At 36.8% G+C, this 12693-nt stretch carries 11 protein-coding genes; 3 read left to right on the forward strand and 8 right to left on the reverse strand.

Translation table 11 applies throughout. From position 1 onward, the window contains the following. Window positions 1–4: 4 nt before the first annotated feature. The 5 genes from CS937_RS03950 to CS937_RS03970 all read right to left on the reverse strand — a co-directional run bounded on the left by CS937_RS03950 (window position 5) and on the right by CS937_RS03970 (window position 6217). A complete protein-coding gene (locus CS937_RS03950; protein ID WP_099157167.1) occupies window positions 5–874 on the reverse strand; it encodes a peptidylprolyl isomerase in 870 nt (289 codons plus the stop codon). A gap of 10 nt (window positions 875–884) precedes the next feature. Next, the gene (locus CS937_RS03955) at window positions 885–2135 is read right to left on the reverse strand and encodes a S1C family serine protease (protein WP_245835687.1); all 1251 of its coding nucleotides are present in this window, start codon (window positions 2133–2135) and stop codon (window positions 885–887) included. A 153-nt stretch (window positions 2136–2288) separates the two neighbouring features. Further along, entirely contained in the window at window positions 2289–3707 is a 1419-nt protein-coding gene (locus CS937_RS03960; RefSeq protein WP_099157168.1) for a HAMP domain-containing sensor histidine kinase, read from the reverse strand. After that, entirely contained in the window at window positions 3691–4380 is a 690-nt protein-coding gene (locus CS937_RS03965) for a response regulator transcription factor (protein ID WP_245835688.1), read from the reverse strand. Before CS937_RS03965 ends, CS937_RS03960 begins: the two co-directional genes overlap by 17 nt. A gap of 148 nt (window positions 4381–4528) precedes the next feature. Next, a complete protein-coding gene (locus CS937_RS03970; protein WP_245835689.1) occupies window positions 4529–6217 on the reverse strand; it encodes an aryl-sulfate sulfotransferase in 1689 nt (562 codons plus the stop codon). A gap of 266 nt (window positions 6218–6483) precedes the next feature. Here CS937_RS03970 and CS937_RS03975 point away from each other — a divergent pair, with 266 nt between their 5' ends. The 3 genes from CS937_RS03975 to CS937_RS03985 all read left to right on the forward strand — a co-directional run bounded on the left by CS937_RS03975 (window position 6484) and on the right by CS937_RS03985 (window position 10108). Next, window positions 6484–7185, forward strand: coding sequence for a polyphosphate polymerase domain-containing protein (locus tag CS937_RS03975; RefSeq protein WP_099157169.1), 702 nt, complete (start codon window positions 6484–6486; stop codon window positions 7183–7185). A gap of 29 nt (window positions 7186–7214) precedes the next feature. Continuing rightward, entirely contained in the window at window positions 7215–7904 is a 690-nt protein-coding gene (locus CS937_RS03980) for a DUF4956 domain-containing protein (RefSeq protein ID WP_099157170.1), read from the forward strand. An 86-nt stretch (window positions 7905–7990) separates the two neighbouring features. Further along, complete coding sequence (locus CS937_RS03985; protein WP_099157171.1) at window positions 7991–10108, forward strand: carbohydrate-binding domain-containing protein; 2118 nt, start codon at window positions 7991–7993, stop codon at window positions 10106–10108. A 372-nt stretch (window positions 10109–10480) separates the two neighbouring features. On the opposite strand, the gene CS937_RS03990 is transcribed toward CS937_RS03985, so the two are convergent. The 3 genes from CS937_RS03990 to CS937_RS04000 are packed head-to-tail and all read right to left on the reverse strand — an operon-like array spanning window position 10481 to window position 12688. Beyond that, window positions 10481–11266, reverse strand: coding sequence for a sulfite exporter TauE/SafE family protein (locus tag CS937_RS03990; RefSeq protein WP_176555742.1), 786 nt, complete (start codon window positions 11264–11266; stop codon window positions 10481–10483). Between the two features lie 46 nt (window positions 11267–11312). Continuing rightward, on the reverse strand, window positions 11313–11540 hold the full coding sequence (locus CS937_RS03995) for a sulfurtransferase TusA family protein (RefSeq protein WP_099157172.1): 228 nt from the start codon (window positions 11538–11540) through the stop codon (window positions 11313–11315). A gap of 17 nt (window positions 11541–11557) precedes the next feature. Continuing rightward, entirely contained in the window at window positions 11558–12688 is a 1131-nt protein-coding gene (locus CS937_RS04000) for an MBL fold metallo-hydrolase (protein ID WP_099157173.1), read from the reverse strand. Between the last annotated feature and the right edge of the window lie 5 nt (window positions 12689–12693).

Raw genomic sequence — 12693 nt, forward strand, 5'->3', positions numbered from 1 at the left:
ATTCTTAATCTTTCTCTAAATTATTTTCAACATCGTACCCAGCCAATGTTTCTTGCATCCATGTATCATATAATTCCTGCACTTTTTGTTCGAATAATGTCTCTTTAATCTCCTCCTTTGCATCTTCAAAAGTTGCCTCTTTAGCTTGATTATGGTCTGTTACCTTAATAATATGGTAGCCATATTCCGTTTTTACTGGTTCACTATATGTGTCTACTTCTAACGAGAAGGCAGTATCCTCAAACGCTTCTTCCATTTCTCCTTTTCCAAAGTAGCCTAGTTCTCCTCCACTTTCAGCAGTAGAAGTATCGGTGGAATATTCTGCTGCTAGTTCCGCAAAATCCTCTCCTGCATCCAATTTTTCTATCACTTTATTCGCAGTTTCCTCATCATCTAACAAAATATGACTGGCTTGTACTTCTTCTTGCTGCGAGAAACTATCTTTATTCTCTTCAAAATAGGTTTTCATTTCTTCATCGGTAATTTCAATATCATCAGCCATCAATTTGTTCGTTGCAAGGTACAGCTCGATATCTTTTTCAACTGTTGAGATATCTGTTCCATTGGATTCCAATACCGATTGAAAAGCCTCTTCTCCGCCATAATACTCTTCATATTCCGTCATTTCTTCATCAATTTCTTCTTGCGATACTTTAATACCTTCTTTTTCAATTTCTGCCTCAATTACCTTTTGATTAATCAATGAATTTAACACATCTGGACCATACTGGGAAACAAGCGTTTCGTTTAACTCATCTTTACTAATTTTTTCACCATTAACCCTTGCTACATAAGAATCTTTATTTAATATGAAGATACAAACTATTAGTGCAACAGCAATAACTGCCCCACCTATCCAATATAAAACTTTCATGATTATCCCTCTATTCATTTATTTGTTGCGTACTTTCTAGTGTTACATCTACTTCCGAGAATTCACCATTGCGATAAAATTGAATGGTAGCAACATCACCTACCGCAAGCTTCGTATACAAATATTGTCTAAGTTCACTAGAATCGGATATTTTCTGATCGTTGATAGAAACGATGATATCTTCCATTTGTAATCCCGCTTGGGCAGCCGTACTATTTTCATCAACAGCTGCTACCACAACACCATCTGTGATATCACGAGATATATTTTGCAAATAGTATTGTGGAATTTCTGATAGATTTACCATGGAAACTCCTAGATACGGGCGAACAATTTGGCCATTTTTGGTTAATTCATCTATAATCGTAACGACATCATTGCTCGGTATAGCAAAGCCCAATCCCTCTACATTTTCTTCTGCTATTTTCATGCTGTTAATCCCTACTAGTTCCCCTGAAGTATTAATCAGTGCTCCACCGCTATTTCCAGGATTAATTGCTGCGTCTGTTTGAATAACTTCCGTTTCCCAAGCTCCAGCTGAATTAGAAGTTTCAATTGTTCTGTTCACAGCACTTACAATTCCTTGCGTAACCGTTCCATATAAATCGAGTCCTAGGGGATTTCCGATTGCAATGACCTTATCTCCAGCCCTTAGTTCTGATGAATCACCAACTGCTACTGGTGTAATATCATAGCTTCCATTTACTTTCAATACGGCAATATCTGTTAACGAATCGGATCCAACCAATTCAGCTGTTACAACACTTTCATCATAGAGTGTCAATTCAATCTCTGTGGCACCTTCAATGACATGATGATTCGTCACTATGTATAGTACGTCATCCGTTACCTTGTAAATGACACCTGAACCTGTTCCACTTGCAACTTCCCCGCCATTTTGATTTTGACCGAAGCCATTACCAAATGGATTAACTGATTGCTGATTTTGGATATTTGTTATGCCTACGATTGCTTTGGATGCCTTTTCCACAATATCTGCGGTGGAAGTGGAAGTTGTAGTCGCTGTAACCTGTTCTACATTTACAGAAGAATTATCCTGTTCAGTTGCGGTCACTTCTTTGAGGACTTCCGTTGTTTTATCATCACTGAAATAATCTAATTGAGGAGCTATGGTTAATGTCAAAACAGAACCAATCACACCTGCTCCCAAGGTCGTACAAACACATTTGAACATGGGTTTTTTCGCCTTTCTTTTTTCATCGTTTGATTCTATTGTTTGATTTTCTTGATTCTCTACCATTTATATCCCTCCATAGATATGATCAAGTAAATATTGCTATCTCTTACAACACTTACTTTAATACGTGAATGTGTCAGGTAAATGTCAGCAATAAAATATTTTATTTCATTGTACGAATAGAAATAGGAGAATAAAAATAACAGCTAACGAATGTTAGCTGTTATCTTTTGGCAAATAGATACGAAAAGTTGTACCATCGGATGAACTTTTTTGTAACACCAAATCTCCATCTAATGCTTGGGCAATCATTTTACTTAAAGACAATCCCAGACCAAGTCCTCTTACTTTATATTTCTTGCCTTTTCCTCGGTAAAACCGTTCAAATATAAATGGTTGTTCATTTTCAGGTATGCCATTTCCTGTATCTGTAACATCAATCATTATTTCTGTTTCTTGTTCGGTTACCGTAATACTTATTTGGCCCTGGTTCAACATCGCTTGGGTAGCATTGTTAAGCAAATTCGTCATAATTTGTTGAAACCTTATTGGATCAATGCTTATTTGAGTTGGTTTTTCAGGTAAAGAAAGTTCGATTTGCATTGAACCATTATCTTGAGCAACTTTCCAGCTATATACAGCCTCTTCCACTATATCATGGGTAGAATGCATTGCTTTATTTACTTGTACCGCATTAGTGGCAAATTGGTTAAATGCAAGCAAGTCCTCTACCATTTTTTTCATTTTTTCTGTTTCGTTTAGCGATATAGTTAAAAACTCTTTTGCTTCATCTCCTGTTACTACATCATCTTTTATTGCTTGGAGCAATCCACTGATGGAAGTAACAGGAGTTTTTAACTCGTGTGTTACACCTGCTAACAGTTCTGTACGAAGAGACTCCAGCTTTTCCAGCTTTATTGTCATTTCCTTAAAAGAATGGATAAGTTCATGTACTTCTTTTTCTTTGCTTTGATCTGGAAGCTCAATTTGATAATTCCCTTCTGCAACAAGTATAGCAGCATTTGCAACGTCCTTAATCGGTTTTGATAAACGATTTGATAAAATGTATATGGCAGCCCAACCAAGCAATGCAAGACTTATGATCATAATTGCCAATTGCGTATATTCCTGGTTTACCCGTGATAAATTTTGTTCAGATTCAATCATGACTACCCAACCAATAATCGTTTCATCTACTTCTATCGGAGCTTTTACAGCGTAAAAATTCTTATCTTTAATTGCAAGTTCTTGAATCGTATTATCATTTTCTAGAATGGACGGATATAATTGCTGATCCATTGGACCTCGTCGTGGATCACTTGAAATAATTTTTCCTTCCGCATCAACAATATACGTAAATGGATCACTTTCCAATTCGACTTTCGCCTTTCTGTCTTCAAAAAATTTGGGCATATTCCGATCAGGGGAAGGTCCATGTTCTTGCGTCGTAACAATCCTGTCTGCCATGCTCCTTGCGACAATAGACATCATATCTAACCGATTTTCCAATGTATTATGCCGTATCCATAATGCAGAAATAATTGCAATGACAATGAGTCCGATACAGAGGGTTAATAGATATCGGCTTATCCAATATCTTCGTAATGAAACACGTTTGTTATTTTTTGTAAACACTAAACTGATACCCCAATCCCCGAAGTGTTTTAATTTCTCCTTCCGAATTCGGCCAATCCTTTAAGGCTTTTCTAATTCGTTTTATTGCAAGGTCTACAGCACGATCACTACCGTTATAATCCCATCCCCAAATATGCTCAATTAATTGCTCTCTAGTAAAGGTTTGATTCGGATTTTCTGCTAAAAAGATAAGCACCGACAAGTCTCGTGGTGTAAGAATGACGTTCTTTCCATCAACTGTTATTTGATGTGCCTTTAAATTTAATTCCAATTGTCCATATCGTTTTATAGGATGTTCATTATCAACCTGTGACCGTCTTAACACAGCTTTCACACGAGCAACTACTTCATCCGCAACAAATGGTTTAGAAATATAATCATCTGCTCCTTCATTTAAGCCCTCTAATCGATAGTTCACATCCCCAAGAGCAGTAAGCATAATAACCGGGCAATTGCTCTTCAGCCGAATTTCTTTTAAAATTTCCCAGCCATCCTTATTCGGTAGCATAACGTCTAACAATACAAGATCAGGATAGCCTGTATGAAATTTTTCCAATGCTTCCTCCCCATCAAAAGCCTGTTCAACCTGATAATTAACCTTCTGCAAATACGCTTTCAGCACTTGGCTGATTGCATATTCATCTTCTACAACTAAAATCTTGACTGCCATCATCGACACCTGTCACCACCTGAATTCCGATAAATTTTCACGATATTTCTTCTTTCTAACAATAATACACAAACACGGCAACATAAAGCCATCTAATCACCCACCTATAAAGAAAACGTGATGACATAAAAATGGTCATCACGTATGAATCTTATTTACCAATTTCATATTCCCATTTATCATTGTAAAGCGAATATCTTTCAGCGCGATAGCCCCATGCTCCTTCTGGAAAGTCTGTTACGTAAGCTTCCATTAGCGTGTTCCCAGCTTCATCCACTTCAAAAATACTGCTCTTTAGACCTTCATTCATATGACCAAAGTCAATCAAGCGATTTCCTGTTTTAGACATATAACGAGCACTTCCTATAATGTTCGTAAAGTATGCTTTGCCGAATTCTTCACCGAAACTCCAAACTTCTTCCACTGTTTTTTCCATTTCGTTAATCCGATACTGAACTGCACGGCTAAAGTCCTTTGATTGATCTTCGTCCCCACGGGTTACAACCGTATTATTGTCATACAATAGAATGTCAATGGTATTTTCGTTGTTATCTTGATCTGGTAATATGATCGGTGCATGTTGTCCAGCAGAGAACTTAACACCATCATCCGTTGGCATTAACAAATAATTTTGATATTCTCCCTGCCATCCTTCTTCGTCTGCCATTATCCATATGATATCCGTTGTTTCATAATCTAATTTCATCACTAAATCCTGGTTTCGGCTAGAAATTATGATGCTATCATCTCCTTCATCGTACACAACTGCATTTTGATGAAACCAGTCTATCACTCCATCGTCTCGATTTGTTGAATCATAGTTTTCATAGAATTCACTTGGTAAAATGTCTTTTAGATCAATGGATTTCACAATTTCTCCTGTTTCACGATCAATTTCAATCATAATATCTTCTATATAATCTCCATCCGTTGCACCATTAACTGTCAACAGCAAATTATTATTGGGTAATTCAATTGCATCATGATGTACCATGGTTGATTCTAGTGATCCTCCTTCAGAAATCGTAACGTCAGCATTTAATTGATACACTTCGTAGTATTTCCCGAGATAATCCATTTCCACTAATTGATTATACGTGCTCCCGTCATTATCTTCTTTTGTCAAATATAAAATATGACCATTTTCTAGCTCTTTGAATACATGGCTATTATAACGAGAATTATACCAACGAACATCACCATTGGTATCAAAAGCAAATGCATATTTGGTACTTGGGACATAAAATGTTAACGTGCTATCATCAAGTTCCATTTCCTCTGTATTAGCTTTTTCTACATTAGTTGTACCAATATAGTCAGGCAATGCTTCAGTTGTGATATGAAGTGTCTGCTCTGAACGATCACCGCTTTCTGTTTCAACCGTAATCTGTACTCCATTTGTTGTGTCACTAAGTAAGCCGAGAACCGGAATTGCATGGGTCGTCTTATCATCATTAAATGTATTTGTAATCGCTGTATCATCCGTAGCTCCAGGCACCTTAACAGTTATTTTTGCAGGTTCTTCTGTCTCAAATAAAACAAGTGCCGTTAGTGGAGAATTTCCATATGGATCTTGAACAACTAACATATTATCTTCCGTATATGCCCCCTTTTCTAATTTCTTTAAATAAGATTGTTCCAGTTCTTCCTGTTTATCAATTTTCTCTTCTAGCATGGTAATTGTAATTCCATGTGTGTCCACTCCTAAATTGTTTGTTATATGTTTAGACTCATCCACGATATCTTCCTTACTAGTTTCTGCCATTGTGTTGCTAATCACTAAAGTTGTTAGCAAGATTATGATAGCAACAATAAGCAGAGGTTTCATTTTTTTCCACATGTCTTACACTCCTATCTATCTTTCATACTTCCATTTATATAGGATGAATAAGTCAGGAATATGTCAAAATCTAGCGACGGTTACTTAAATTAAAGAAGATGCAGTGTTTGAAAAAGCCATTTTTCCAGATAACGTATAAAAAAATTGCTTGACATTTTCCTGACACATTCGCCTTTTAAACTAGTCAATGTTCATAGGGACCAACTATCCTAAAAGAACTTTTTACACATAAGTTTCCACAAAATGATAAAGAAGGAGGGATAAACATGCCAATTCAAACCTCATTTAATCCAAATGGTCGAAATGAGCTGAAGCATGCTGTTTCAGTGGCAGAATATCAAGTATTACGTAGTAAACTTCTGCACTTTATGAAAAGAGATCCAAACGCAGGTTCAAATGGCCGTTATGTCATACGTTCCACTTATTTTGATAACTTTGATAATAGGATTTTGACCGAAAAGAAAGAAGGCTATCTAAATCGTGATAAATACCGCGTTCGTACATACGGGAATCATGATTGCATAATTAATCTTGAACGTAAAAGCAAGCGAAACAACTTAACATTTAAAACAAAATGCCACATAACGCACAAGGAATATGAAGAAATGCGAGTTGGTAACATTCTTTGGATGGAAGAAGACGAACGCGATCTAATCCGTGATTTATTTTCAGAAATGAAATATCGTCAATTAAAACCGATTACCGTTGTTGATTATGAACGAGAAGCCTTTATTTACCCTTTTGGGAATGTTCGTGTCACGTTTGATTTGAAGGTAAAATCAAGCTTGCAAAATACAGATATGTTTCATAAACATTTACCAATGGTTGATGTGCTAGAGACGAATCTAGTTATTTTAGAAGTAAAATATGACAAATACCTACCGGATGTGATTACCCATTTACTACAGTTTTCAGATACAAGACAAGAGGCGTATTCAAAATATCAATTGAGTCGCATGTATGGATAAATACATAAAAAATGATAGGAGATTAGAATATGGATACAAACACAACAAACTTTTCAGATATTTTTAAATCTAGCTTTTTAGAAACGTCCGGGTCATTCTCTATTGTAGATTCACTGCTTGGACTAGCGGTAGCATTTTTAATCGGATTGTATATATACGCAATATATAAGAAAACATTTAATGGGGTTATTTACTCCCACTCGTTTAACATTTCATTAATCATTATGACAATGACCACATCTTTAGTCATTATGGGAATCAGCCAAAACATAGTGTTATCACTAGGTATGGTTGGCGCGTTATCAATTGTTCGTTTTCGTACACCAATTAAAGATCCAATAGATTTAGTTTACTTATTCTGGTCAGTCATTACAGGTATCCTAAGTGGTGCTGGTTTTCTTTTGTTAGCTATCATCGGAGCAATCGTGATCGGTCTTGTAATTGTTTTATTCGCAAACAAAATAAAGGTGGAAAATCCATACCTATTGGTAATTAAGTTTGATAAAAACCTAGTAGGCAAAGAAATTCAACAAATCATCCAAGAAAGAACAAAGAAATTTGCATTAAAATCAAAATCGGTTATCCAAAATCATCAAACGGAAGTAACTTATGAGATTCGCGTAAAAGAAAATGATTCAAGTATTACATCAGAAATTTCAACTATCAAAGGCGTGCAGTCTGCAGTGATGCTAAGCTACGATGGAAACTTTACAGCGTAAAGAGGAAAGTAGATTTGAATTATCGAATCTACTTTCTAAACATATCGTTGTATCAATAAGCATACGTTAAAAAGGATGAATAATAGATGAATAACAGGGTTAATATTTTTTGCCTTTTATTGTTTAGTGTTGTTTTCATTATTAGTGGTTGTAGTAGCGATACGAAAACAAGTGAATCAGAAACTGATGAGCTTGTACGTAGGCTAGTTACTTATAACAGTGAAGATAGTTACACTGCTTGGAATGATGAGGACGTCACTTACATTAATTTAAATGAAACAAGCACAACTGCGGATGGAAACGATGGCGTTATTGTAGATGATAACCAAATAGCCATCCGAACTACAGGAACGTATGTTGTAGAAGGAACATTGGAAGATGGACAAATTCTTGTAGATGCTGAAGATGATGGTACCGTTCGAATTGTTTTAAATGGTGCATCGATTCACTCTTCAACGAGTGCACCAATCTATGTGAAACAAGCGAATAAAATGGTGATTTCTCTCGAAAAAAATACAGAGAATGTGGTTTCTGATGCAACAGAATACGTTTTTGAAGAAGAAGAAACAGATGAGCCAGAAGCTGCTATTTTTAGTAAAGATGATTTAACGATCAACGGTTCTGGAACATTGACAGTAAACGGAAATTATAATGATGGCATTACAAGTCGAGATGACTTAAAAATTGCTGGAGGTATTATCGAAGTTACATCGGTTGATGATGGGATTGTTGGTAGGGACTTATTGGCTATGAAAGGTGCAACGGTATCTGTAACAGCAACTGGTGACGGAGTAAAAGCCTCCAATGATGAAGATGAATCGAAAGGAAACATCGTTTTAGAAAGTGGCACTTTGAAAGTCAAGGCGGAAGGTGATGGAGTTCAGGCTGAAAAGACAGTGGCTGCGGCAGGTGGGAAATACTCCATTGTGTCTGGTGGCGGTAGCCCAGAAACGATTGAGAGTACTGATGAATTAGGTAGAACTGGTAAGGGCCAGTTTAATCCTGGTGATACTGAAGAAGGAACAGAAGGTATGCCACAAATGCCAAATGGCGACGAACCATCTGCAGGAACAGAAGGTATGCCGCAAATGCCAAATGACGAACCGCCCGAAGAAACAGAAGATATGCCGCAAATACCAAATGGCAACGAACCGCCTGAAGAAACAGAATCAGAAGATACGATCAGTACAAAAGGTATTAAAGCAGGTACAGAACTTATTATTGCAGGTGGAACATTTTCAATTGACTCGCTTGATGATGGACTTCATAGTGACCAAAATTTAACTATTTCTGGTGGCAAAATCAATATATCTACTGGTGACGATGCTATTCACGGAGATGAAGATCTAGCGATTAATGGTGGCACAATAGCTATTAAAAAAAGTCTAGAAGGTATTGAAGGTGTTAATGTTACGATTGCTGACGGTACGATCCACATCAATGCTGAAGATGATGGTGTCAACGTTAATAGTGGTAGCAGTGACTTCGGAAAACCTGGTATGAATGGTACCAAAGCTCCTAACGCTAATAAAACAACTGAAGAAACAGCAGACCAAGGTAAATTATTAATCGAAGGCGGCTACTTATACGTTAATGCAAATGGGGATGGATTAGATTCAAATACTTCTATAAAAATGACTGATGGGACGGTTATTGTTTATGGTCCAACCTCGTCTGGGAATGGGGCTCTAGATTACGATCAGTCGTTTCATATCGAAGGCGGTATTTTAGTTGCAGCAGGCAGCAGTGGCATGGCACAGGGAATTTCAGATACTTCGCCTCAGCATGCTGTTATGATGACATTCGCTGAAATGCAAAAAGCCGGGACTACTGTATATATGGAAGATAGAAATGGTAAACAAGTATTTGCTATCGCTCCTGAAAAATCCTATCAAACCATAATAATAAGCACACCAGATCTTGCCAATGAACAAACATATACCTTAAATTCAGGCGGTGTGTTGACCGGAAAAAATAAAGACGGATTGTACGAAGCAGCAGAATATGAGGATGACTCACCATCTGTAGAATTTACATTATCCGATATGATGACATACTTAGATGAATCTGGTGTAACAGAAGCACCGTCAAATAGTATGTTTGGCGGGCGCGGTCACAACGGCATGGAAGGCGTAGAACGATTTAACACTGATCAAAAAAAGAAAACTGAAGAAGACAAAGTAATCAATAATTATATAAAATAGTAGTACAAATGAAAGTTTGTACTACTATTCCTTTAATACACGCATCAATCCATACCTTTTTTTGCGCTTCCACTGCCTTGTTTTAGAAATATGATCCTTACCAAACTCTTATTGGAGGAGTATATATTGAGTAAAGTTTTTAAGGAACACTACTTGTAATGATTAGAATATGCCAAGTTCAAGTTGGTGGCTATTTTCATCAAGCTTTCACATTCCTATTATATTATCTAATTAAAACTATCAGTGATCTATAAGTTTCAAATGATTGTATTGTTTGTTCAATTGTTTGACCTAATACACTGTGTAATGAAACACATTGCATCAATTCTTTTACTGTTCCATTACTATTTCCTCTTTTAAACTAACATTGTGCTAGTTTAAAATATCAAACCAAATTTTTACTGCTGTCCCTGAAATCAATATCCCCAAGATCCATTGGAGGTAATTCGTATTTACCTTCTTCCCTCTAGTTGCACCTAATGGAGATGCGATTAAACTCGCAACGATCATGATCGCTGCTGGTATAAATAATACTTGACCTGTCATTATTTTACTCGATGTGGCACCCATAGACGAGATAAATGTAATGGCCAAAGACGAAGCAATTGTTATTCTCGTTGGTATCTTCAACACAACCAGCATAATAGGAACTAACAGAAACGCACCCCCAGCACCCACAATGCCGGCACCAATTCCAACAATTAGTGCAAGTAGTGATGCAATCCATTTATTAAAATTAACGGTATCAAATGATGTTTCATCGCCACCTTTTTTAGGCATGAACATCATGATTACGGCAAGTAAAGCCAATACACCATATATCACATTTACGCCTTCTTCAGACATATAAGAGGAAAATAATCCTCCTGCAAAACTACCGATTAATACACTTATGCCCATGTAGCCAATAAGGCTTTTATTTAAATATCCTCCTTTTCGATATGCCCAGACTCCACCTATTGTTGCAAATAGCACTTGAATAGCTGTAATACCCGAAACTTCATATACACTAAAATTGGCAATTCCTAAGGCAGCAGGGATATATAACAGCATCGGATAATTAATAATTGCCCCGCCAATCCCAACCATGCCAGATATAAATGATCCAACAAAACCAATTAAAAAAATAGAAATAATAAAAACAAAACTAATTTCCATATAATTCCCCCTTAACAAGAGGGGACCCAAAGCAAATGGGCCACCTTTATGCCTTTTTTATCCAAAACTTGAGTACACCGTCTTCTTCCGTATTTTCAAGGATTTCATGACCGCCAGATTTTGCCCATGCAGTAAGGTCATTTTTAGCCCCTTTATCTGTCGCATGAACCTCCAAAACGTCACCAGAATTAATTTCATTCATTCCTTTTTTCGTTTTAACGATTGGCATTGGACATGCTAATCCCTTTGCATCTAATACTTTTGTTGCTTCCATTATTTCTCCTCCTCTAATTATCCTTCAACCGCACAACGGTTAGGACCTGTTTCCATTTCTTTTTGTTTATCTGTATCAGGTGTAATTTTTCCCATATTTGTTTTACGAATATCTTCATATGCATTAGGTTGTGGTGGAAGATTTTCGGTTACCATTTTTCTAAATTCATTTTCATCTTCTACTTGTAAACCTGAATTTCGCCCGTAAAGATCGCCTAAACGAGCCGATACTTTACCACCCTTACCTAGTTCTTCTGCAAATGAATAATGTGCAGGTAGCACCATTAAATCTTCAGATAACTCTTTATATCGAGAGTAGAGCGTATTACGAAGGTCTCCTACCCAATCTTCTACTAATCCAGCTAAGTCTGGGCGACCGATTGACTTAACAAAAAGAATATCGCCGGTCAGTAAATACGTATCATCGACAATAAATGACGTGCTTCCAATAGTGTGCCCCGGCGAATACACAGGTTGTACTTGTACGGAAGTATTTCCTACGATAATGTCCTTACCATCTTCAAGTGGTGTATAATCAAACGTCACTTCTGTAGCGTCTTTTGGTGGCAAGTAATACTCTCCCTCAACTTTTTCTGCTAATTTGCGTCCACCAGAAATGTGGTCGGCATGTAAATGGGTGTCAATGACATGTTTGATTTGAGCACCTTGTTCCTTAGAAAAGTCTTCATAAATGTCAATCATACGGTTGGCATCCACAATTGCGGCTTCTCCGTTTGATACGATAAAGTAGGAAAGGCAACCTTTACCAAGACGAACAAACTGATAAAGACTTCCTCCGTCACTCAAATCTCCAATTTTTACAGGTTCTAAGTGTTCACTCCATGCTTTCATGCCACCTTCTAGACTATAAACATTGGTATAACCTGCTTCCTCAATGAAATCAGCGATCATTTCCGATGAACCGCCTTTTGCACAAACAACAATAATTTCCTGATCCTTTTGTAATTTGTCGGCTATTGGATCAATACCATCCAATAAGTTAAAGTAAGGCTCATTAATTACTTCAACTTTTTCACCCTCAATTTTCCAATTATCGAATTCGTCTGTATTTCGCACATCCAAAATTAGTGTTTCTTCGTGATTAATTACCTTTTTTGCCAACTTTTTCGTTGTAATTGTTTTAGACATCATTT

This window comes from Virgibacillus ndiopensis (assembly GCF_900187325.1).
GTDB lineage: Bacteria > Bacillota > Bacilli > Bacillales > Amphibacillaceae > Virgibacillus_E > Virgibacillus_E ndiopensis.

Coding starts and splice junctions, on each gene's coding strand:
- CS937_RS03955 (WP_245835687.1), bottom strand. CDS start 2,135: ATGGTAGAGAATCAAGAAAATCAAACAATAGAATCAAACGATGAAAAA.
- CS937_RS03950 (WP_099157167.1), bottom strand. CDS start 874: ATGAAAGTTTTATATTGGATAGGTGGGGCAGTTATTGCTGTTGCACTA.
- CS937_RS03990 (WP_176555742.1), bottom strand. CDS start 11,266: ATGGAAATTAGTTTTGTTTTTATTATTTCTATTTTTTTAATTGGTTTT.
- CS937_RS03995 (WP_099157172.1), bottom strand. CDS start 11,540: ATGGAAGCAACAAAAGTATTAGATGCAAAGGGATTAGCATGTCCAATG.
- CS937_RS04000 (WP_099157173.1), bottom strand. CDS start 12,688: ATGTCTAAAACAATTACAACGAAAAAGTTGGCAAAAAAGGTAATTAAT.
- CS937_RS03985 (WP_099157171.1), top strand. CDS start 7,991: ATGAATAACAGGGTTAATATTTTTTGCCTTTTATTGTTTAGTGTTGTT.
- CS937_RS03970 (WP_245835689.1), bottom strand. CDS start 6,217: ATGTGGAAAAAAATGAAACCTCTGCTTATTGTTGCTATCATAATCTTG.
- CS937_RS03965 (WP_245835688.1), bottom strand. CDS start 4,380: ATGATGGCAGTCAAGATTTTAGTTGTAGAAGATGAATATGCAATCAGC.
- CS937_RS03975 (WP_099157169.1), top strand. CDS start 6,484: ATGCCAATTCAAACCTCATTTAATCCAAATGGTCGAAATGAGCTGAAG.
- CS937_RS03980 (WP_099157170.1), top strand. CDS start 7,215: ATGGATACAAACACAACAAACTTTTCAGATATTTTTAAATCTAGCTTT.